The sequence below is a fragment of the Labrenzia sp. THAF187b genome, from assembly GCF_009363375.1.
GTDB classification, from domain to species: Bacteria; Pseudomonadota; Alphaproteobacteria; order Rhizobiales; family Stappiaceae; genus Roseibium; species Roseibium algicola.
The window spans coordinates 4,090,327-4,112,082 of record NZ_CP045344.1; the positions used below are offsets into that span (position 1 = coordinate 4,090,327).

Here is a 21,756-nt window from a genome sequence, read left to right on the forward strand (position 1 = left end):
TTCAACTTCGGCTTCAAGTCTCAATATTGTCGATTTCGCCGTATCTTTGTCACGCATCGGGCCCGCAACGATTCGGATTTTCAAGATGTATGTTTACCTATCCAAGATCGGCGGATTTCTGATCCTGCCATCCAATTTTCTCGTTGTTCTTCTGGCTTTGGGATTGGTGCTCAGCCTTACGTCAAAGTGGCGGCGCAGTGGACGGTTTCTGACTTTCGCCGGTTTCCTTGGTTTGGTGGTTTGCGCTTTCTCACCGGCAGCCAACTGGTTGATTGTGCCCCTCGAGGACCGTTTTCAGCGTCCCGGCACTTTGGAGAATTATGACGGGATCATCGTTCTGGGCGGTGCAGTGGACACGGTGGTGACCGGCGTGAGGGGCGACACGGCGCTGACAATGTCCGCCGAGCGCATCACCATCACTGCGCGGCTGGCCAAAGCGCTGCCGGAGGCGAAGATCATCCACACCGGTGGGCAGGGCATGATCGTGTCGGACCAGGCAACAGAAGCCGAAGGGGCTGCACGACTGTTTCGAGACTTCGGCATCTCTCCCGATCGCGTCATACTGGAAGACAAGTCCCAGAACACCTGGCAAAACGCAGTCTACGCAAAGGATATTGTGCAACCGCAGCCCGGACAGCAGTGGCTTCTTGTCACTTCGGCCTATCACATGCCGCGCGCCATGGGAGTGTTCGAAAAGGCCGGTTGGACCGGGGTGACGGCATATCCGGTGGACTATCGCACGCGTGGACCGCAGGACAAGTCGCTCGGCTTCGACGGTGCTTCAAAAGGCCTGCGGCGCTTTGATATCGCCTACCGGGAATGGGTTGGTCTGGCTGTCTATTGGATGCTTGGCAGGAGCACGGAATTCTTCCCTGGTCCGTGAATGTGCAAAACCCTTTCGACTGTCAGCGACTTTTGAAATTGAACCTCTTTTACTGTGCGGAGCGTGTTCCCATATACTGGGCTCAATCAGGGATTTGAAAGGACGTGGGCTGATGGTCCTCGAAGCGCCGATCGTTGCGGCAGACGTCGTACAATGGCTCTACAGCGATGCGCCCCAATTGAAGGGGACGCTGGAAATCGTCACTGAGATGGCGAAACGTCTGCGCGCCGGAAAAGTTCCGGTCGATCGTGTCACCACGGGGATCTGGGTGGTGCATCCGAACGTGCGCGCGGAAAGCTCGATCTGGGTCAACGGCCAGACACCGGAATTGCGCCTTCACACTGCGGAGAACAAATCGCAGGACGAGTACCAGAAAAGTCCGATCAAGCGCGTGCATGAAACGCAGAAGGCCGTTCGTGTGGAAATCGGCAAGAAGCCGGCTGTCGCCGACGAATTTCCGATCACCGCAGAGCTGCACCAGGAAGGCTATACCGACTATATCGCACTACCCATGCGGTTCTCCGACGGCTCGGTGAAGGTTGCGAGTTTCGCAACCAAGACACCTGGCGGATTTTCTGGGTCGCATATCGGCGTTTTTGAATCGCTGATCCAGCCGCTTGCCCTCGTGTGTGAACTAAAAACACTACGCCGCACCGCAGAAACCGTTCTGGACACCTATGTCGGCCCGCGGGCGGGTTCGAAGGTTCTGGACGGCACCACGCGGCGTGGAGAAGGCGAATGGATCAAGGCGGTTGTCAGCTTCGCCGACATTCGTGGGTTCACGCGTCTTTCCAACACGCTTCCGGCGGACAAGATCGTATTGTTTCTGAACAAGTATTTCGGAGCGATGACAGCAGCTGTCGAAGCCCACGGTGGCGAGGTGCTGAAGTTCATTGGCGATGAAGTGATGGCGATCTTTCCGTATGAAACCGAAGAGGAAGCCAGGGACGCCTCGGTGCGTGCGCTGATGGCAGCACGTGAAACGCTGACGCGGATCGAGGCGATCAACACGGCCCGAACCTGTTCGGTCACACCTGACCTGAGCGTTGGAATTGCCCTTCATGCAGGCGATGTCTTCTACGGCAATGTCGGCAGCGAAACGCGGCTGGACTTCACGGTCGTCGGCCCTGTGGTCAATCTTGCGGCCCGTATTGCAGAGCTTGCAAAGGACCTGCAGCGCCAGCTTCTGGTCTCGGATGCCCTGGCCGATATCATGGGGTGCCGGTCGGGCCTTTATGGCCGCTATCAGGTGAAGGGGTTTGATGAACCCGTATCGGTGTATTCGCCGGATTTGTCCGCGGATCCCAAGTTCGGATATTGCCCCAAGAGCACAGCGGCTCTGGCCTTGGAAACGAACTGACGACGTAGCAGGACCAGGAGAACGGCGAGGGTGGTTGCGGCAAATACATAAGGCCCGGCGAACCACCCAAGGAAGCCGATCGAAAAGAACAGCGCTCGCTGGCCGCGATTGAAATGGCGGCCGGCGAGAACGCCCAGCTCTCCGGCCTGCGCAGCCATTTTCGCGATCACTTCGTCAGATGCCTGACCTTGTTGCGGGACTGCGCCCATGACGATACTGGCATAATTGAAGAGCCGGTACGCCCAGCCGAATTTGAAAAATCCATAGGCAAAGATCAGCATCAGGGCGAGCACCTTGATTTCCCAGAGTGCTCGGCTGTCGGCCACCGGGATGGACAGGTCACCGGCGACCTGAACGATGCGTTCCGTTGCATCCAGAAGCGCGAAACCGCCACCGATCGCCAGTAGGGACGTTGACGCGAAGAAGGCGGTGCCTTGCTGCAGACCTGACATGATAGACGTGTCCATGATGCGGACTTCCCGCAGGCTCATGGCACGCATCCAGCCTCGTCTGTAGGTTTCCATGGCGCTGGACAAAGTCTTTTTACGCAGCGGACTGACATCGATCAGCAAATTGAAACCGAGCCAGGCAAACAGAAACCAGGCGGCTGCTGCCAGGTCCATATTCGAGAGCGCGTGCATCCTGATCCCTTTTGATTCTCCGGTGGCCGAATCCGGCCATGGTCTGTCTTACCAGACTTTTTCCTTGTCCCTAACAGGCAGCACCGAGAGGACTAAGTGGCTGAATTTCCTGATGCGAAACGAGGAATGCAAAAATGCGGGATCAGCTGCTCTTTTTTTGCGCTTGCGAAATGGTAATGGATCGTTTACCTCCTCGCCTCAATGGCGCCATATTTGAGGTCGGTGGGACCCGGCGTCGCACAACAATATGTAGGGTTTTTATGGACGAAAACGTGCAGAAATCTTGTTGGAGCGTCACTCTCTGGACTGTCGCTGCAGTGGGCCTCGCATTGACGATGGTACTTCTGTTCAACGATGTTGAAAGTGCACAACAAGCCGTCGCCGCCGCCAAATAAGCCAGCGGGACGCAAGGAAAACAAAGGCGCAGCGTGAGGCTGCGCCTTTTGTCGTTTTAGCGGACATTTTATGCGAGCTCGGTATTCTCCGAGCTGGGAAGGCGTCGCTCGAACTTCGGGTTTGTCAGTTTCCGGCAGAACTGGTTGAGAACGAAATCTCAGGCCTGTCCGACGGCCCGTAGGACTGCCTGAATTCCATTTGCCGCACCACTGTCCTGTTGCCGGGATGGCTGATGAGGAACGCGGTATAGGCTCTTTCACCCAGAGGCAGCAGTACAAGCTGGACGGTGCCGGATCCTGGCCAGTCCAGTTCCGCGCCCCAGGCCGGAACATCTTCCGGATTGTCTTTCCCGAACAATGCCTGAATGTCGATGTCATGAAGCAGGGACGTTCCGTTGGCGTCCCACGTCAACGCAGCCAGGCCTTGTTCCAGCGGAAACAGGCTGAGTTTGGCGCCGTTGATCTCGACATCAAGACGGTTGGTGGCATCCCTTTCGATCAGGGCCGTGCCTTCGCTCATGTCGGTTGCCAGCGCGATGCGTTCCCCGTTGCTTTGAACGAAACCTTCTGTGTTCACCACCTTGAATATGCCAACGGGGATGCTTTCCGCCTGAAGTGGCAAAACGGAAACGAGAAAGACCAGCAACGATGTGAGTGTACGTAACACGCCCGGACCCTGTATTGAGCTTTTGTCCGGACCATACACCTCCAAAACTTTAGAAAGTCTTTGTCCAATACCGGACTCGGCTCGCTAAGCTGCTCAAAACTCAAGGTTATCGTCTATTTTGACTGGGATACCACGAGGTCCTCTATTGTCGAATGTTCCGGTTGCCAGCCGGTTGCCCTTCGGGCATGGCTGACGTCGACGGATTGCGACAAGGCAAAACCGGCGGCCCAGTCGGTCAGTGGTTCGGCTGCTTCAGAGGCCGGAACCGTTACGATTTCCAACGGCAACCCGTGGCGGGCTGAAATGTGAGATGCCAGATGACCGACCGAGATGCCGGGAATGCAGCTCGCGATCAGTGACATCCGGAACCTTGCGTTCTTGAGGGCAAGAGCATAAAGCGCGGCAAGGTCGTTGATTTCAACAAGCGCCCATTTGGTTTGCGACGTCGCGCGGGTTTCGAACGGCCTGCCTTCCTTCAGCGCGGCGGTCATCTCGGCAATCGGTCCGGTCGTCTGGCTGCAGGCGAGGGCCGGATGAATGACGGTCAGATTGAGATCCGTTCCGTGTGACAGGGTCCTGATCGTCTCGGTCATGAAGCGAAACGCAGGTAAGGGGGCGAACTGGGTTTTCTCGGTCAGCAGGCTGTCGCCTGTCGTTGCGGGAAAGAGCCAGATGCCTCCGGTGTAGATAATCTTGAGCGGCTGCTTGCGGTGCCTTGATGCCTGTTTCAGCGCAAGCATGCTCTGGCGGTCAACACGGCCCATGTCTTCAGAAAAAGTTGCACCAAGATGGATGACGGCATCGCATGAGGCCGCCCGTGATACCCAGCTTTCCGGTGCTCGCAGGTCGCCCGGGTAGGCGCTTGCACCGAACGCACGCAGCTTTGCCGAGGACGCGTCAGAGCGGGCCAGACCGATTACCCTGGCACCATCCTGAACCAGCCGCTTTACCACGGCAGAACCGATCTCGCCGGTTCCACCCGTTACAAATACTTCCATGGGCAAAGAGAACCCCGTTCTTGCCATCGGCGCAAGCTGAAGCTGCCTGTGAAGGTGGACAATCCACCGCCGTTTCTCGCCACAATCTTGACCTTGGCGGGAAGCCTGATACGTCAGAAGCATGACCTTGCATCTGGTAAAACTGTGCGTCGGCGCGGACAGCGTCGAGTCTCTTCAGGCCTGGATCGATTTTCGTATGGACAATGCCCGCAAATCGGGACTTCCGGCGGAAACGATCCATACGACGCGCATGGTGCCAACCCGCAAGGACGAGCTTCTGGACGGTGGTTCTCTCTATTGGGTGATCAAGGGCAGGATCCAGGTGCGTCAGCACCTGATCGACATCAGGCCGTTTACGGATCAGGCGGGCGTCAAACGCTGCGACCTGGTGATGGAACCGAGACTGATCCTGACCCAGTACCAGCCCAAGCGGCCGTTTCAGGGCTGGCGATATCTGAAGGTGCAGGACGCGCCGGCGGACCTGAAGGCTGGTGGTACGGCACACGCCATGCCGGAAGACATGCGGCGGGATCTTACGGAACTCTGCCTGCTTTGATCCGCTGATATCAGCCTGGATCCGGCAGGGCCTTCTGAAGATGCGTGACCAGTGTGCCGAGTTCCGGCCAGCCGCGCCCGAGGCCCGGGTTCTCCTTCTTTCGTGTCATGGCAAGGTGGGCATAGCCATGCACCAGCGACCACACGAGTATCTCGATTTCTTCCGGGTCAGTCCCTTCAGGGATCAGCGGGGCGCATGTTTCGCGCAGGATGGCGTAGGCCCTTGAGGCGTGCACCGCGAATTCCTCGTCATCCTCATTGAACTTCTGTCCCGAAAAAATGAACAGGAACAGCTCCGGGTGGCCGGTGGCGAAATCCAGATACCCCTGGCAGATCGCGCTCAGTCTTTCTGTTGCCGCAGGAGGGGACGCATCGAGGCGTTGTTCCATCGCCTGGCAAAACAGGGCGAATCCGCGCGCTGCAATCGCCGTCGACAAACCTGCGATGTTCTTGAAGTGATAACCGGGCGCAGCGTGTGACACACCTGCCTTGGCGGCGCATTCACGCAACGAGAGCTTGTCCGGACCACGTTCTCGCAGAAGCGCCACGCCTGCATCAACCAGGGATTTTCGAAGACTGCCGTCTCTTTTGCGACGAGAAGGAGGAGGAGCTGTCATGTGATCTTCATCGGCCATTCGCTTGACAGTGTCAAGTTTCGCTCTATCTTGACACTGTCAAGTTTTGTTGGAGGGTCGGTATGTCGATGGTTTCAAAGTTTGCAGCAAACGTGGCTTTTTGGACGGCAGCTGTGAGCGCCGCTCTGGTCGCCGTGGCTTCATTGAGGTTTTTGGCGCTGGGGGTATCCGCTTCGATGGAATTCGTGGCGCATAACCTCGATGGAAATGCGCTGATGCTTTACGCCCATATCGGTGTTGCACCGATCGCACTTGCGTTGATGCCGTTTCAATTCATGACAAGGTTGCGAGCCAGCAGGCCGAAACTGCATCGCTGGCTGGGGCGGGGGTACGTCGTGTCAATCCTGGTCTCGGGGATAGCGGGACTTCAGCTTGCCTTTCACACGACTGCAGGCCCCTTCGCTGCAACAGGCTTTGCGATTCTTGCGGTCTTGTGGCTGGCGACGACCGGTATCGCGTTGGCCTTTGCCTTGAGGCGGCAATTCCCGCGTCACCGAGCCTGGATGCTGCGTTCGGCAGCCCTTACATTTGCTGCCGTAACATTGCGGGTCTATCTGGGGAGCAGCATGGCGGCGGGGGTCGATTTTGAAGTCGCCTATCCGCTTATCGCCTGGCTGTGCTGGGTGCCTAACGTCCTCGTCATGGAGGCATACCTGCAGATGGCTCGGCCCGGAAAGACACGCCTGATTTCAGCGGTAGCGTAAGAACATGATCGGCTGCGACATGTCGCATCCGACGGCTTGAGGCTTGCCAAAACGACAGCTCCGACCCAAGTTGAGTGTCACCAACTGGCAGAAGGAGGCGGCCGTGAACGTCAAGACCGGCAAAGGCGCGGTAGACCCGAGGGTCCGGCAGGACGCTAGCGTGCCTTCAGCCGAATCCGATGTCGCTGCCTTTCTTCAGAAGGCCAAGGAAATTGCTCCGCAACCGGGCAGCGACGGGCGACTGGTTTTTGCCCTGGATGCTACCATGAGCCGTCAACCGACCTGGGACCAGGCCTGTCAGATTCAGGCGGAGATGTTTCAGGAAGCCGGCAAGATTTCAGGCCTCAGCATCAAGCTTGTCTATTTTCGCGGCTTCGGTGAATGCCGGGCGTCCCGCTGGTTTTCCAGCGGCACTGAGCTTGCCCAGGCCATGAGCCGGATTTCCTGTCAGGGTGGGCGTACCCAGATCCGAAAGGTGCTCTCGGCTGCGTTGTCCGCTGCCAATACCGAGAAAATCGCGGCGCTGGTCTATGTCGGCGATTGCATGGAAGAGGACGTGGATGCCCTGTGTGACAAGGCCGGCCAGCTGGGCATGCTTGGTGTGCCGATGTTCCTGTTTCAGGAGGGGCGTGACAGCGTCGCTGAGCGCGCGTTTCGCGAGATGGCCAGACTGACCAACGGCGCCTTTTGCCGGTTTGATTCCGGGTCGGCCCAGCAACTGGCTGATCTTTTGAAAGCGGTTGCCGTTTTCGCCAGCGGAGGCCGGACAGCACTCCAGCAGCTGGAAAAACAAGGTGGCAAGGGCGCAACGCTCCTGCTGCAGCAGCTACCATCGGCCCGCTAGAGCCCGGAAAGCGCCGCGCTTGCACTTCCTTGCTGTAGCCGGTGCCGCAGGTTTACATAATCGGCAACTTTCAACACGTGACTGGAGTAGGGCCGGAGCATCCCAATATGATGGTCCCGGGCCGGCGAACGGGGAACCTACCGCCACATGATTTATCTGATTATCGGCTTGATACTGCTGACCGCCCTGTTGACGCTCGGCAACAAGTTCGTGAACGCCAATCCCGCAAATCTGGCCAGAGGACTTCGCCTCTTCGGAGGTGCGTTTCTGATGGTGCTGGCGCTAGTCTTTGCGCTGACGGGCCGGTTCGTGTTTGCCATCCCGTTGTTCGGGCTTGGCTTGTCGGTGCTGGGCATGTCCGGGCTGAACTGGCTCTCGTCAGGCTACAAACCCCAGAAAACCTCCGGACAACGTTCCCGCGTGCGGACCGCTATGGTGGAGATGGAACTCGATCACGATACCGGTCACATGACCGGGACCGTGCTGGCAGGCACCTATCAGGGGCGCGAGCTGGATCAGTTGACCGAAACGGACCTGGAAGCCTTTTGGCGGGAAACAGCCCAGGACGGTCAGAGCCAGAAGTTAGTCGAAGCTTATCTCGACCGCAGGCTTGCCGGTTGGCGTGAACACTTCCAGGCGGATGGAGCAGAGCGGCAGGGAAGCGCGGCGAGCTCTGGCCCCATGACAGATGAGGAGGCCTACCAGATCCTGGGGCTTACGCCCGATGCCGGGGACGCGGAAATTAGAGCCGCGCACCGCAGGCTTATGATGCGGGTCCATCCCGACCAGGGAGGCTCCGGTTTCCTCGCGGCGAAAATCAACGAGGCTAAAGACACGCTTCTCAGAAGACATTGACGGCATCCGTTACGCGGTTACTGGTAGATGGCGAAGCAAGCGTATTTTGCCTTTTTCAAGCTTTTGCAGGCATTCCACGCAGCTGTTTTCGTGTCGAAGCCGACGAAGCGGGCCCGGTAAAGGGTCTGTCCGTTGGTGTCGACGGGTTCGGTGTAAGGGACCCGGCCGCGAAGGGCGGATCCGGTCTTGGCCTTGGCGTTCTTAAGCATCGTGATGGCCTGGCCTTCGGATTCTGTTGCGGCGATCTGGACCTGCCAGCCCGGCTCGACATCGCGGGTGTCGCTGGTTGCAACCGTAACGCTGTCGTCATCGCTGCTGTTGTCGGCAGCAGTGGCTTCCGGTGCAGCAACCGTTTCAACCGGCGTCGTGTTGACCGCGATCGTCTGAACGGAGACAGTCTTGACCGATTGCGCGGAACCGACAGCGCGCTGGCTGTTGTCCGACTTCACGACCTCTGCTCTTGCAGCTTCGATCAGGGCAGTCCGGGAAATCGAATTGGTGTTCAGCGGCTCATCCGGGCTTGAAGGCGGGATCGGCGGCAGAGCTGTTGCGACTGCAAAGGTGCTGTCAAAGCGTTGCTTGACCAGTTTCGGCGGCAGCGGAACGTCGTTGCCAAAGCCGGGAACCGAGGCAGGGGGCTGGGCCGAAGCCATGACTGGCGCATTGGACGCAGTCACGGGAAGGGGGGCCGGAGCCGGTGTCGGAATGGCGCTGGGGTTGGATGGTGCGGTGAATGCCAGCACCATCGGCTCACCCGTTGCAGGCACAGGTTCGCTTCCCGGCTTGCTGTTCGGAAGAGGCGGGTTCTTCAGTGCAACGGCCACGAAAGTCGGTTCAGACGTGCTCTGAGCGATCAGCGGGGCAGTTCTCGGACCGCGGCTTGCCTTGGACAGATAGGAGTTGATGAGCTTTGTCATCTGCGCGTTGCGTGACGCGCCGGTCTTGCCACCCATCACAACGGCCACAATCTGTCGTCCGTCCCGGTTTACAGATGTCACCAGGTTGAAGCCGGAAGCCCGGATGTAACCGGTCTTGATGCCGTCCACACCCTTTACGCGGCCCAGCAGCTTGTTGTGGTTGCCATAGGTGCGTCCCTTGTACTTGTAGGCACGGGTTTTGAAGTAGCCGTAGTACTGCGGGAAACGTTCCTGGATCGCGCGGCCGAGCGTCGCCATGTCGCGGGCAGTCGTACGCTGTCCGCTGTCGGGCAGGCCGTGCGGATTGCGGAAAGTGGTCTTCGACATGCCGATCTGGCGCGCCGTACGTGTCATGCGCTCGGCGAATTTCTTTTCAGAGCCACCAAGGTTTTCAGCGATCACGGATGCGACGTCGTTCGCGGACTTGGTGACAAGTGCGAGGATGGCGTCCTTGACCTTGATCGTACCGCCGGGCTTGAGGCCCAGCTTGGACGGCGGACGTGCAGAAGCGTAGCTGGAAACGCTCAGGTTAGAGTCCAGCGACAGTCGCCCGGCTTCCAGTTCCTCAAACACAAGATAAAGCGTCATGATCTTGGTGAGTGATGCCGGGTACCGGTAGGCGTCAGCCGAGGAGGAGTAAAGTGTCTTGCCGGTCTTGGCATCAACGACGATCCCCGCATATTTCGGGTTGGCCATCGCCGTTGCCGGCACCCCCAGGAGCACCAGGCCGAGGGTCAAGATCTTTGCGGTGCGGGCGAGAGCCCGTCCTTTGCGAAAAATACGCATCCCAAACACAATTACTATCCCATTCTGGGTCACGTGGTTCGTATCTGGAGCGGCACGGTTCGGATCTTAACCCCCTGCGATTCAAAGCCGCGGCCCCGTTGTTCTCCATGTCATTTGATGGAATCACGGTTACGAATGAGTAAATGAATGATCGAAAAAGCACTTAAAAAAATAGTTTTTTGTTAGAGTTAATTGTTGGTTAAAGTTGTGTTTTGCGTACTTGAAAAGAATTGTTTTGATGTAATTCTTATTTCCATTTATTTTATTGGTTAAGAGTTCGTTTATTTCCGACAACTGTTGTTCCGAAGTTGGTCAATTTAAAGAATTTGACTGAAATCTTTCTGGGGCTTTGTTGCTTCCTGCTTCCGGTTGCTGGGGCCGGTCTCGATCAGAGGTATCTGTTTTCCCGGGGGAGCCTGACAGTTTACGCCATGGAAGGATTGTCAATTTCGCGCAATGGTTGTTTTTGCAATGCAAAATCGCCTTGACACTTATTGTGCAGTGCATTACGACAAATTCCCGTAGGTAACGCGATGCGCGCGCCGGGCCGCCCCATAAGGCCGATGCTTGGGATTGGAAACCGGTTCGCCGGAAAAGGGCAGAAAAATGATGAACAACTTTGATGAAATGCAGAAGATGAGCAAAGACAACATGGATATGGCCATGGCGTCCTTCGGCTCCTTCAGCAAGGGTTTCCAGGCCATCGCCGCTGAAATGGCCGACTACCAGAAAAAGTCCTTCGAGGAAGGTTCCGCAGCTGTTGAGAAGCTCGTTTCCTCCAAGTCCCTCGACAAGGCATTTGAAGCGCAGGCCGACTACGTCAAAACCGCTTACGAAGGTTTTGTTGGCGAGATGACAAAGATTGGTGAAATGGTCACCGACATGTCCAAGGACGCCTACAAGCCTTACGAAGGTGTGATGGGCAAGCTTGCGAAATAAGTTTTCCTTTTAGCCGTCGCAGGATGGCTTGAAGTTTCAAACCCGGCTCCGACGAGCCGGGTTTTTTCGTATATGTACAGATTTACAGGCTTCCCGCGCTTCATCCTGCCATTTGCAGCCGGATTTCGAAATGCGTTCTCTTGCCACCTTTTAATCATTAACGGGCAACCTACATTCCCCTTGACCGGCAGCGCAGGGACTACAAATGCGTTGTTGACCTTTATGTTGATGAAATCGACCATTGCGCGAGCGCGGCTTGCGCGGCAGGATTACCACTGAGAATGCGTATTCGCGGCGCAGTCCGTGCTGCGGAAAGCTCTGGACCAGCTGCGCAGGGCAGTGTGTTCAGGATTCGAAATTTGGTGATGGCCGGAGTGATAGAGGCAAAAGAAACGGCAATGTCGGCGGGCTCTGATTATGACAATGACGGTGGCGACGCCGGAACGGTTACAGTCACCCGTACCAAAACAGTAACCAAGCGGCCAAATCTCTATCGAGTGCTGCTGTTGAACGATGACTACACTCCGATGGAGTTCGTCATTCACGTTGTGGAGAACTTCTTCCAAAAAAACCGCGAAGAGGCGACCCGCATTATGCTGCATGTTCACCATCACGGCGTCGGGGAATGCGGGATATATTCCTACGAGGTCGCGGAGACGAAAGTCACCCAGGTGATGGATTTCGCGCGCAAGCATCAGCATCCGTTGCAATGCGTCATGGAAAAAAAGTGAGGACAAACGCACGTGCCTTCCTTCTCACGCAGTCTTGAAAAAGCACTTCACCAGGCTCTGGCCTTCGCCAACGAGCGACAGCAGGAGTATGCAACGCTGGAGCATCTTCTGCTGGCGTTGCTGGACGACCAGGACGCGGCTGCGGTCATGCGGGCTTGCAACGTGGATCTGGAAACGATCCGCCGCAATCTGGTTGAATATATCGAAACCGAGCTGGACAACCTTGTCACGGACAGTGACGAGGACTCCAAGCCGACCGCGGGCTTCCAGCGCGTCATTCAGCGGGCGGTTATCCACGTCCAGTCGTCCGGGCGGGAAGAGGTGACCGGCGCCAACGTGCTTGTTGCGATCTTTGCCGAGCGCGAAAGCCATGCGGCCTACTTCCTGCAGGATCAGGACATGACCCGTTACGACGCGGTCAATTATATCTCGCACGGCATTGCCAAGCGTCCCGGCATGTCCGAGGCCCGTCCAGTCGAAGGGGCGGATGAAGAAGATGTGATGCCCGGAGCTGAAACCGAGAAGAAGTCCAGTCAGAAGACGGACGCTCTTGAAGCTTACTGTGTCAATCTCAACACCAAGGCCACCAACGGCAAGATTGATCCGCTGATCGGACGCGACAGCGAAATTTCGCGCACGATCCAGATCCTGTGCCGCAGATCGAAAAACAATCCGCTCTTCGTCGGCGACCCTGGTGTCGGCAAGACGGCCATTGCGGAAGGGCTGGCGCATCGCATCGTCAATGGCGATGTGCCGGACGTCCTGAAGGATGCCACCATCTTCTCGCTCGATATGGGCTCGCTGCTGGCGGGTACCCGCTATCGCGGCGATTTCGAGGAGCGGCTGAAGCAGGTGGTCAAGGAGATCGAGGACTACCCGGGTGCGGTGATGTTCATCGACGAGATCCATACGGTGATCGGCGCCGGTGCAACCTCTGGCGGGGCGATGGATGCGTCCAACCTCCTGAAACCGGCGCTTGCTTCCGGAGCGATCCGCTGTATCGGATCGACCACCTACAAGGAATATCGCCAGTTCTTCGAAAAGGACCGGGCGCTGGTTCGCCGCTTCCAGAAGATCGACGTCAACGAGCCGTCGATCCCGGACGCGATCGATATCCTGAAGGGCCTGAAGCCTTACTTCGAGGACTTCCACAAGGTTCGTTACACCAACGATGCCATCAAGGTGGCTGTGGAGCTGTCGGCGAAATATATTTCCGACCGCAAGCTGCCGGACAAGGCGATCGACGTGCTGGATGAAACCGGTGCCTCACAGATGCTTGTTCCCGAAGCCCGCCGCCGAAAGACCATTGGCGTGAAGGAAATCGAGAACACGATTGCCACCATGGCCAGGATCCCGCCGAAGTCCGTTTCCAAGGACGATGCGGAGATTCTGGAGAACCTCGGCAAGGATCTGAAACGGGTTGTCTACGGACAGGATGAAGCTATCGGGACGTTGGCCTCTGCCATCAAGCTGGCGCGTGCCGGTCTGCGTGAGCCTGACAAGCCGATCGGCAGCTATCTGTTCTCCGGCCCGACAGGCGTCGGCAAGACGGAAGTCGCTCGGCAGCTGGCATCTTCACTGGGTGTTGAACTGATCCGGTTCGACATGTCCGAATACATGGAGCGGCACACCGTGTCGCGCCTGATCGGTGCACCTCCGGGATATGTCGGCTTCGACCAGGGTGGTCTCTTGACCGACGGCGTCGACCAGCATCCGCACTGCGTGCTGCTGCTGGACGAGATCGAAAAGGCTCATCCGGACCTGTTCAATATCCTGTTGCAGGTGATGGACCATGGCAAGCTGACCGACCACAACGGCAAGCAGGTCGATTTCCGCAATGTCATCCTGATCATGACCACCAACGCCGGTGCCGCGGACATGGCCAAGATGCCGGTTGGCTTCAACCGCATGAAGCGGGAAGGCGACGACGCGGAAGCGATCAACAAGCTGTTCACGCCGGAGTTCCGCAACCGTCTCGATGCGATCATTCCGTTCGGCAATCTGCCGATGGAAGTCGTTTACAAGGTGGTTGAGAAGTTCGTCATGCAGCTGGAAGTCCAGCTGGCTGACCGCGGCGTGACCTTCGAGCTGACGGAAGATGCCGTGAAGTGGCTTGCCGACAAGGGCTATGACAGCCAGATGGGGGCTCGCCCGCTTGGGCGGATCATCCAGGAGCACATCAAGCGGCCTCTGGCCGACGAGGTGCTGTTCGGCAAATTGAAGAAAGGCGGAATGGTCAAGGTCACCGTGTCCGAGGACGGCAAGGGTCTGCTTCTGGAAAGCATCGAGGAGCGTGCGACACCGCCAAAAGCCAAGGCCAAGACCGAAACCAAGGCAAAGCCGAAGCGCCGGCGCAAGCCTGCTGCCAAGGCAGCGGCCGCCAAGGATACGAAGCCGCCTGCAGGCAAGAGCGGTCCGGCCAAGAAAAGCCTTGTGCCCAAGGTGCCGCTGGCGGACTGAGGCCCTGCACAATCAGATCGGAAAGGCCCCGAAGAGATTCGGGGCCTTTTTGTTTTTCGCCTGCACAGACGACGCGCAATGCGCGAAGCGGCCGGGTTGGTTCACGCTCTGGACCTGTCCTCCGACAGGCGTACTGCGCTTGTTCTCATTCATGTTTGGAATTGAAACCATTCAGGAAAATCATTTGCCGCCGCCCGGCTGCTTGCCTAGCTATGAAGCAGACACTTTCGGGAGAACGAACATGAGCGATAACAAGGTTGCGATGATCACCGCTGGCGGCTCCGGCATGGGGGCCGATGCAGCAAGACGGTTGGCTGCAGATGGGTTCCGGGTCGCAATCCTGTCGTCCTCCGGCAAGGGGGAAGCGCTTGCGGAGGAATTGGGCGGGGTCGGGTTCACCGGATCCAATCTGGTTGCAGACGACCTGACCTCTTTTGTCAGCAAGACGGTGGACGCTCTTGGCCGGATCGATGTTCTCGTCAATTCGTCCGGACATGGCCCGAAAGGCGATATTCTGGAAATCTCCGACGAGGACTGGCACCTCGGCATGGATTACTACCTGATGAACGTCATTCGCCCGGCACGCCTTGTCGCCCCGATCATGGCTGCGCAAGGTGGGGGAACGGTGATCAATATCTCGACATTCGCCACCTTCGAGCCGGACCCGATGTTTCCGACTTCCGGTGTGTTTCGGGCAGGGCTTGCCAGCTTCACCAAGCTGTTTGCCGACAAGTTCGCTGCCGAGAACGTGCGCATGAACAATATCCTGCCCGGTTTCATAGACAGCCTGCCGGAGAAGGAAGATCGCCTGGCGCGTATCCCCATGGGCCGCTACGGCCGCTCGGACGAGATCTCAAGCCTGATCGCCTACCTGGCCAGCGACGAGGCGGCCTATATCACAGGTCAGAACATACGTATCGATGGCGGGCTGACGCGGTCGGTGTGAGCTGTTCAGACGGCAACAAAGGGAGTTCGGCAATTCGCGTGCCGAACTCTTTCGCCAATTGGCACTCTGGACAGAAAATCTCCAAAAAGGTAAGGCTACCTTACTAACTGCCCAGAGATGAGTCAGCCTGATGACGGCTCCTGATCAGCCAGATATCGACCAGGAATCCCAGAACCCGCCGGAGCATGCCCGGGTCTGGATGGCGCGTGGAGCGCGGGCGGCGGTGTCTATTCCAGCGTTTATTCTGACTGCAGCTTTTGTCGGGTATGCGGGGCTTGCCCGTGAAACAGGACTGACGCTCTTTGAGACGCTGGCAATGACCGGTTTCGTCTGGGCACTGCCTTCCATCGTGGTTCTGACAGGCGCGATTTCCTCCGGAATGGGAATCCTTCCTGCCGGAATTGCCGTCGCTCTTGCATCAGTCCGTCTGATGCCGATGACCATGGCCTTGATGCCGCTGGTCAAGGTGCCGGGCAAGACAAAGACCTGGCAATTGCTGATCGCGTCTCATTTCGTTGCGGTGACTGCCTGGGTGTTCGCGATGAAGCACCTGCCGGACATGCCGAGGGAAGGGCGTCTGCCGTTTTTCATTGGTTTCGGCGCGGCGGTGACCAGCTTCGTCTTCTGCATGACCGGCGTCTCCTATCTGTTGGTTGAAAGCATGCCGGGCATGGTGGCGGGTGCCTTGTTCCTGCTGACGCCTGTCTATTTCCTGTGCTCGCTCTGGGGGGCGGCAAGGCTCAATGCCGACCGGGCGGCCATGGTCGCAGGACTGCTGCTCGGACCGGTCTTCTTCACCTATCTGCCCGGGCTGGATCTGCTTTGGACCGGCCTTGTTGGCGGCACGATTGCCTACCTCGGAACCAGGATCATGCGCAGGGGGCTGTCGTGATGGAGGGATCAACGGCAGGTGGATTGGTATCCGAAACCTGGTGGCCACTGGTGATGATCATCATCGCCGGCTGGTTTGCAACTGACGTCTGGCGATGGCTGGGTGTCTTTGCTGGTGGCAGGCTGCGTGAAGACGGCGAACTGCTGATCTGGGTGCGCTGTGTTGCAACTGCGCTGGTTGCCGGAGTGATTTCCAAGCTGATCCTGTTCCCGCAAGGTGTGCTGGCAGAAACACCTCTCTGGCTGCGTCTGGCTGCCGCCGGTTTCGGCTTTGCATCGTTTTTTGCAGCCCGGCAACGTGTGTTTGTTGGCGTACTTGCCGCAGAAATCTTTCTCGTTTCCGGTTGGCTGATCCTCGACACGATGGCTTCCTGACACCAAGCGATTTCCCGTGTTCACTTGCCCGCCAGATAGGCTAGGTTGAAGAGAACGGCGATTGCACCCGTTCAAGGAGAGGAACATGGCGGATCAGGTCGAACTCTTTTACGCACCACAGACACGCGCCACCGGCGTACGTGTTCTCCTGGAGGAGCTGGGCGCACCTTACAAGCTGAATGTGCTCAATCTGAAGCTGGGTGAAAACCGGACACCCCGATATCTTGCCGTCAACCCGGCTGGCAAAGTTCCGGCATTGCGCGTTGGCGAGGCAGTCATTACCGAACAGGTCGCGATCTATGTCTATCTGGCCGATCTGTTTCCCGAAAAAGGATTGACCCCCTCGCTGGATGATCCACTGCGCGGACCGTACCTGCGATGGTTCGTGCATATGGCATCCTGTTTTGAGCCGGCAATGATCGACCGCGCACTCAAGCGCGAAGAACCGCCGCATTCCATGTCCGCCTATGGTTCGTTTGACACCGTCATGGAAAGCATGCGTGCCCAGCTGGCAAAGGGACCTTTCGTTCTGGGTGAACGGATGACGGCTGTCGACGTTCTGTGGGGAATGGGGCTGCGGTGGGGAACAATGTTCGGCATCGTACCGGAATTCGATGAATTCACCGCCTATATCGAGCGGTTCGCGGAAAGGCCGTCGGTGGTCAAGGTGCTGCAGGAAGACCAGAACATGGCCAAGGAGCAGGAAGACGCCGCAGTTCAGGCGGGCGTCGCGTAAGATCTTGTCACAGCCGGCGTCTTCTCCGCGATGCGCAGCACCGTCTGCAGTTTCCCTCTCTTCTATCCGCAATCCTGACAGGACAATCTTTTGCCGCGCACTATCTAACGAAACGTCGTTTTTGCGGCACTAAACTTCGAATGGGGGATGATCGGATAAAACGCAGCCGACCTAGAGTTAACGATTGAAACCGGGCGCAAGCCAGATGGTGACTGCAAACTTGGAGGTAATCTGACGATGAAGGACAAGTTCAAAGATACGGAAATGCTGGAAAAACTGGGTGAGGCCGCAAAATCTGGCCGCATTTCCCGCCGTGATTTCCTGAATTATTCCATGGCTGCCGGTGTTGCAGCTTCCGCCGTAACTGGGCTCTGGACCACGAAAGCCAAGGCGCAACCAAAGCAGGGCGGAACCTTCAAGGTCGGCATTCATGACGGCAATACATCAGACACCCACGATCCGGGCACCTATCTCACCATCGCCATGATCGTGCTGGCGCATACTCACCGCAGTTACCTTACCCTGATCGAACCAGACGGGTCTCTTGGGCCGGATATCGCCACCGAATGGACGGCGAATGCGGACGCAACGGAATGGACCTTCAAGCTCAACGAAAACGTTACCTTCCACTCCGGCCGCAAGATGACAGCCGACGACGTCATTGCATCGATGAACCACCACCGCGGCGACAGCACGACCTCCGCGGCCAAGGCTCTGCTGACCGACGTCGCTGATATCGTCAAGGACGGCGACAACACGATCGTTTTCAAACTGTCATCGGGCAATGCGGATCTGCCGTGGCTCATGACCGATTACCATCTGGCCATCTGTCCGGCGAACACCGATGGCTCGATCGACTGGGCTTCGGGCGACGGTACCGGTCCCTACAAGATCGAAACCGGTGACTTCGGTGTCAGGTTCTCGCTGACGCGCCATGACGGCTGGCATCTGGATGGTGCACATTTCGACGGTGTGGAACTGATCATCCTGACCGATCCGAACGCCCGCCAGACGGCTCTGGTTACTGGCGACGTGGATGCCGTTTCGCTTATCGATCTGAAGACGATGGGTCTGCTTGCGCGCAATCCGAACCTGGAGATCGACAATGTGCCGTCTGCCTCGACGCTCACGATGCCGATGTTCTGCGATACGCCTCCGTTTGACAACAAGGATGTTCGCAACGCACTCAAGCTCGCGATGAACCGCGACGAGATCATTGAGAAGATCGCCTTTGGTGCAGCGACAAAGGCGAACGATTTCCACCATTCGCCAGCCATGCCCTATTGGCCGGATGACATTCCCCAACACGACTACGATCCGGACCAGGCGAAATCATTGCTGAAAAAGGCCGGTGCCGAGGGACTATCCATCAGCATTTCCTCTGCAGAATCCATTTACTCCGGCGCGGTCGATCTTTGCGTGCTTTATGCCGAGCATGCCAAGGCGGCGGGCATCGACATCAAGGTCGTGCGTGAACCGAACGACGGCTATTACTCGGATGTCTGGCTGAAGAAGCCGTTCTGTGTGGTGGCCTGGGGTGCGCGTCCGACACCGGATGTGATGTATTCGCTGGCCTACAAGTCCGACGCCGCCTGGAACGAGAGCCATTGGCAGAACGAGCGTTTCAACGAACTGCTGTTGATGGCGAAGGCCGAATTGGACGACACCAGGCGGGCAGAGATGTACCGGGAAATGGCGCTGCTTGCGCATGACGACGGCGGCACGATCATCCCGTTCTTCCGCAACTTCGTTTATGCCCGCCGCAGCAATGTTCAGCATGGTGAGCAACTGGCATCGAGCTGGGAGCTCGACGGTGCCCGTGCCTGCAGCCGCTGGTGGTTCGATAGCTGATTGAGCATCGAGAAAAACGCCCGCCCGGTTTGAAGCCAGGCGGGCGTTGTCTGTTGTGTGCTGAATGGCTGGAGATGCTCGCCTGGCTCAGGCCAGTGCGGCTCGTATCTTTTCTGCTTGCGCTGCCAGCAGGTCATTGTCTGCCATCGCACCGGTGTGGGGTTTCAGCGACACGCCCTCGAAACGTGGAATGACATGGACATGGGTGTGGAACACCACCTGGCCACCGGCAGGCTCCGAGAATTGCTGGATGGTCGTGCCGTCGGCATTAAAGGCCTTGATCACCACCCTGGCCATGGTCTGCGTTGTTGCCATGACCGCGTTGAGATCATCCGGTGCGATATCCAGGATGTTGCGGGAAGGGGCTTTCGGGATCACCAGAACATGACCATCGCCGCGGGGCATGATGTCCATGATCACCAGTGTTTTGTTGTCCTCGTAAACCTTGTGGCTCGGCAGTTCGCCGCGCAGGATTTTGGCAAAGACATTCTGGTCGTCATAAGCGGGTGCGGACATGTTTGCATTCCTGTCTGGTAGGCAAAAGAATTTCGCGAAGCGGTGTTCAGAAACGAGCCACCCCGACACTTCAGGGTTGATCAAAGGACTATCAATCGATTCCGATCAAGAGTTACTCCTGATCTAGTCCGAGATTTCTTGCAGCTGCAAGCCGCGACTGCGGCAGGATCGCCGGGATGAGTTTGCTCAAGCCGCGGTTGTTCAGGAAACGGTTTCGCTGGCCGGTTGGCCAGCATTTGAGGCTTCAGGATCCGTTTGCGATGCGCATGTGAGCTTCAATCCCAGGTCTTCAAGCCTTGTCCTGTCGGGTTTGTAGAACATCCAGTTGCCGATCCGCTTTCCAGTTACCAGGCCTGCTTCCGACATCTTTTTCATGTGTGAGCTGACGGTCGGTTGGCTGAGGCCCACTTTGTCGGTGATGAAACCGACACACACGCCGTCATCCACGAGGTCTCCGTCCCGCTGGCGGGGAAAGTGGGCTCGAGGGTCGAGCAGCCACAAAAGGATCTGCAGCCGCACGGGGCTCGCCAGTGCCGCCATCGCCAATGAACTTGACTCTACATCTATATTGATATTCATCTATATAGATACTCTTCGATATGGATTGGTGGTTCGAACATGGAAAATAGCCTTCTCGGCCTTCAAGCGGAAGCCTTTTCGAACGGCGCGACGCGCGGCGTGCGTTATCTGAAACACTTGCCGGATCGGCGCGTCGGGCCGAATTTGTCTCGTCTTGCCGAGCTCGATCCCGGTTTGCCGGAGCAGGGCGCCGACGTTGGCGATATTCTTGATCTGCTCGAGACCGTAGGCGGTGAGGGCACTGTTGCGACGGCGGCAGGCCGGTACTTCGGTTATGTCATAGGAGGCGCATTGCCTGCAGCCTCCGCGGCCCGGGCCTTGCTCTCCGCGTGGGATCAGGTTGCAGACGGTTTGACGGGACCTTCGGTGATCAAGATGGAAGAAACGGCGGTGTCCTGGATCGTAGGGCTTCTGGGGTTGCCTGAAGGTACTGATGGCGCTTTCACCACCGGTGCGACCATGTCCAATATGGCGCTACTGGTCACTGCGCGCGACACACTGTTGTCGCGCCTTGGCCACGAAAGAGGAGAGGGCCTGATTGGCGCTCCCGGCTTGCGGATTGTCGCCAGCGCCGAAATTCATGCAACCGTGCTGAAATCCCTTCGGATGGCGGGCCTGGCCACAAAATCGATCGAGTGGGTGGAAGTGGACGATCAGGGGCGGATGCGGATCGACAAGCTACCCGAACTGGATGATCGCACGCTCGTTTTGTGCCAGGCAGGAAACGTTTGCAGCGGAGCCTTCGATCCATTTGACGAACTCGGCGACAAGTGTAATGCCGCTGGTGCCTGGCTTCACGTTGATGGCGCTTTCGGGCTGTGGGCAAGGGCCTGCAGCGATACGGCAACGGCGCTCAAAGGGCTTGAGAAGGCAGACAGCTGGGTGGTCGACAGCCACAAGACGCTCAACACGCCATATGATTCAGGCTTGGCCTTGTGCCGCCATCCGCAGGAAATGCAGGCGTCGATGGCAATCGGGGCCACCTATCTGCCGGCGACCGTATCAAACCCGGCCAACCGCGCTCCTGAATTCAGCCGGTCTGCCCGCGGAGCCGAGACCTGGGCAGCGCTGCTTTCCCTCGGCCGGCAAGGCCTGGAGGACATGCTGAGCCGTTTTCACAGTCATGCAAGGCGCATTTCAGGGGATCTGACAGCGCTCGGGTTCGAAGTACCGCATGAGGTGCATTTCAACCAGGTGTTTGCGACGCTGCCGGGGGCTGAAGACGCCTGTGCCCGCATCGCTGGCCATGTTCAGGCTTCCGGTGAAGCCTGGTTCGGTCAGGCCTCCTGGAAAGGGCGACAGGGGTTTCGCATCAGCGTCTCGAACTGGTCAACCCGGACGGAAGATGTCGACCGGCTGATAGCTGCCGTTGCGAAGGCAAAGGCCGAGGTGATGGCCCCGGCCTGATGCAGCTCACTTCGCAGAAGACGCGACCCTGGTCAGGTCCTTTCGGGCCACAGATATGACAGGGTCGCGTTCGAGCGTATGACCA

General features: G+C 57.8%; 22 protein-coding genes. 15 read left to right on the forward strand and 7 right to left on the reverse strand.

All coding sequences use genetic code 11. From position 1 onward, the window contains the following. Nucleotides 1-85 precede the first annotated feature (85 nt). Nucleotides 86-883: a YdcF family protein gene (locus FIV03_RS18925; protein WP_152510610.1), complete on the forward strand. Its 798-nt coding sequence runs from the start codon at nt 86-88 to the stop codon at nt 881-883. A 112-nt stretch (nt 884-995) separates the two neighbouring features. After that, complete coding sequence (locus tag FIV03_RS18930; RefSeq protein WP_209009706.1) at nt 996-2,243, forward strand: adenylate/guanylate cyclase domain-containing protein; 1,248 nt, start codon at nt 996-998, stop codon at nt 2,241-2,243. On the opposite strand, the gene FIV03_RS18935 is transcribed toward FIV03_RS18930, so the two are convergent. The 3 genes from FIV03_RS18935 to FIV03_RS18950 all read right to left on the reverse strand — a co-directional run bounded on the left by FIV03_RS18935 (nt 2,129) and on the right by FIV03_RS18950 (nt 4,944). Then, nucleotides 2,129-2,884: a DUF599 family protein gene (locus FIV03_RS18935; protein ID WP_077292720.1), complete on the reverse strand. Its 756-nt coding sequence runs from the start codon at nt 2,882-2,884 to the stop codon at nt 2,129-2,131. The two genes, FIV03_RS18930 and FIV03_RS18935, sit on opposite strands and share 115 nt — an antisense overlap. Nucleotides 2,885-3,403: 519 nt before the next feature. Continuing rightward, nucleotides 3,404-3,946: a hypothetical protein gene (locus tag FIV03_RS18945; RefSeq protein ID WP_152510611.1), complete on the reverse strand. Its 543-nt coding sequence runs from the start codon at nt 3,944-3,946 to the stop codon at nt 3,404-3,406. 113 nt (nt 3,947-4,059) lie between these two features. Then, nucleotides 4,060-4,944 (reverse strand): SDR family oxidoreductase, encoded by an 885-nt coding sequence (locus tag FIV03_RS18950; protein WP_209009707.1) that lies wholly within the window; start codon nt 4,942-4,944, stop codon nt 4,060-4,062. Between the two features lie 121 nt (nt 4,945-5,065). On the opposite strand from FIV03_RS18950, the gene FIV03_RS18955 reads away from it, so the two are divergent. Next, complete coding sequence (locus tag FIV03_RS18955; protein ID WP_152510613.1) at nt 5,066-5,500, forward strand: DUF1489 family protein; 435 nt, start codon at nt 5,066-5,068, stop codon at nt 5,498-5,500. A gap of 10 nt (nt 5,501-5,510) precedes the next feature. Here the strand turns inward: FIV03_RS18955 and FIV03_RS18960 are convergent, their stop codons facing one another. Then, a complete protein-coding gene (locus tag FIV03_RS18960; RefSeq protein WP_173013883.1) occupies nt 5,511-6,116 on the reverse strand; it encodes a TetR/AcrR family transcriptional regulator in 606 nt (201 codons plus the stop codon). A 131-nt stretch (nt 6,117-6,247) separates the two neighbouring features. On the opposite strand from FIV03_RS18960, the gene FIV03_RS18965 reads away from it, so the two are divergent. The 3 genes from FIV03_RS18965 to FIV03_RS18975 all read left to right on the forward strand — a co-directional run bounded on the left by FIV03_RS18965 (nt 6,248) and on the right by FIV03_RS18975 (nt 8,537). Beyond that, the gene (locus FIV03_RS18965; RefSeq protein ID WP_209009708.1) at nt 6,248-6,838 is read left to right on the forward strand and encodes a DUF2306 domain-containing protein; all 591 of its coding nucleotides are present in this window, start codon (nt 6,248-6,250) and stop codon (nt 6,836-6,838) included. 103 nt (nt 6,839-6,941) lie between these two features. After that, entirely contained in the window at nt 6,942-7,682 is a 741-nt protein-coding gene (locus tag FIV03_RS18970) for a VWA domain-containing protein (protein WP_152510615.1), read from the forward strand. Nucleotides 7,683-7,829: 147 nt separating this feature from the next. Next, nucleotides 7,830-8,537, forward strand: a complete 708-nt coding sequence (locus tag FIV03_RS18975; protein ID WP_152510616.1) for a DnaJ domain-containing protein — start codon at nt 7,830-7,832, stop codon at nt 8,535-8,537. A gap of 17 nt (nt 8,538-8,554) precedes the next feature. Here FIV03_RS18975 and FIV03_RS18980 read toward each other — a convergent pair whose 3' ends face one another. Further along, complete coding sequence (locus FIV03_RS18980) at nt 8,555-10,240, reverse strand: SPOR domain-containing protein (protein WP_152510617.1); 1,686 nt, start codon at nt 10,238-10,240, stop codon at nt 8,555-8,557. A 606-nt stretch (nt 10,241-10,846) separates the two neighbouring features. On the opposite strand from FIV03_RS18980, the gene FIV03_RS18985 reads away from it, so the two are divergent. From FIV03_RS18985 to FIV03_RS19020, 8 genes are all read left to right on the forward strand, one after another. Then, nucleotides 10,847-11,179, forward strand: coding sequence for a phasin family protein (locus tag FIV03_RS18985; RefSeq protein WP_055656591.1), 333 nt, complete (start codon nt 10,847-10,849; stop codon nt 11,177-11,179). 398 nt (nt 11,180-11,577) lie between these two features. Then, nucleotides 11,578-11,910 (forward strand): ATP-dependent Clp protease adapter ClpS, encoded by a 333-nt coding sequence (gene clpS, locus FIV03_RS18990; RefSeq protein ID WP_031268357.1) that lies wholly within the window; start codon nt 11,578-11,580, stop codon nt 11,908-11,910. Between the two features lie 12 nt (nt 11,911-11,922). Then, nucleotides 11,923-14,370, forward strand: a complete 2,448-nt coding sequence (gene clpA, locus FIV03_RS18995; RefSeq protein WP_055654606.1) for an ATP-dependent Clp protease ATP-binding subunit ClpA — start codon at nt 11,923-11,925, stop codon at nt 14,368-14,370. Between the two features lie 241 nt (nt 14,371-14,611). Continuing rightward, the gene (locus FIV03_RS19000; RefSeq protein ID WP_022998329.1) at nt 14,612-15,316 is read left to right on the forward strand and encodes an SDR family oxidoreductase; all 705 of its coding nucleotides are present in this window, start codon (nt 14,612-14,614) and stop codon (nt 15,314-15,316) included. 130 nt (nt 15,317-15,446) lie between these two features. After that, a complete protein-coding gene (locus FIV03_RS19005) occupies nt 15,447-16,208 on the forward strand; it encodes an AzlC family ABC transporter permease (protein WP_075282957.1) in 762 nt (253 codons plus the stop codon). Further along, nucleotides 16,208-16,582: an AzlD domain-containing protein gene (locus FIV03_RS19010; protein WP_152511983.1), complete on the forward strand. Its 375-nt coding sequence runs from the start codon at nt 16,208-16,210 to the stop codon at nt 16,580-16,582. Before FIV03_RS19005 ends, FIV03_RS19010 begins: the two co-directional genes overlap by 1 nt. An 85-nt stretch (nt 16,583-16,667) precedes the next feature. Beyond that, on the forward strand, nt 16,668-17,318 hold the full coding sequence (locus FIV03_RS19015; RefSeq protein WP_152510618.1) for a glutathione S-transferase family protein: 651 nt from the start codon (nt 16,668-16,670) through the stop codon (nt 17,316-17,318). Between the two features lie 237 nt (nt 17,319-17,555). Further along, nucleotides 17,556-19,169 (forward strand): ABC transporter substrate-binding protein, encoded by a 1,614-nt coding sequence (locus FIV03_RS19020; RefSeq protein ID WP_152510619.1) that lies wholly within the window; start codon nt 17,556-17,558, stop codon nt 19,167-19,169. An 87-nt stretch (nt 19,170-19,256) separates the two neighbouring features. Here FIV03_RS19020 and FIV03_RS19025 read toward each other — a convergent pair whose 3' ends face one another. Both FIV03_RS19025 and FIV03_RS19030 read right to left on the reverse strand, forming a co-directional pair. Beyond that, nucleotides 19,257-19,685, reverse strand: a complete 429-nt coding sequence (locus FIV03_RS19025; RefSeq protein WP_152510620.1) for an HIT family protein — start codon at nt 19,683-19,685, stop codon at nt 19,257-19,259. 201 nt (nt 19,686-19,886) lie between these two features. Continuing rightward, a complete protein-coding gene (locus tag FIV03_RS19030; RefSeq protein ID WP_286202204.1) occupies nt 19,887-20,264 on the reverse strand; it encodes a metalloregulator ArsR/SmtB family transcription factor in 378 nt (125 codons plus the stop codon). 39 nt (nt 20,265-20,303) lie between these two features. Between FIV03_RS19030 and FIV03_RS19035 the strand changes: the two genes are divergently transcribed. Further along, complete coding sequence (locus FIV03_RS19035) at nt 20,304-21,671, forward strand: aminotransferase class V-fold PLP-dependent enzyme (RefSeq protein WP_152510621.1); 1,368 nt, start codon at nt 20,304-20,306, stop codon at nt 21,669-21,671. Nucleotides 21,672-21,756 lie beyond the last annotated feature (85 nt).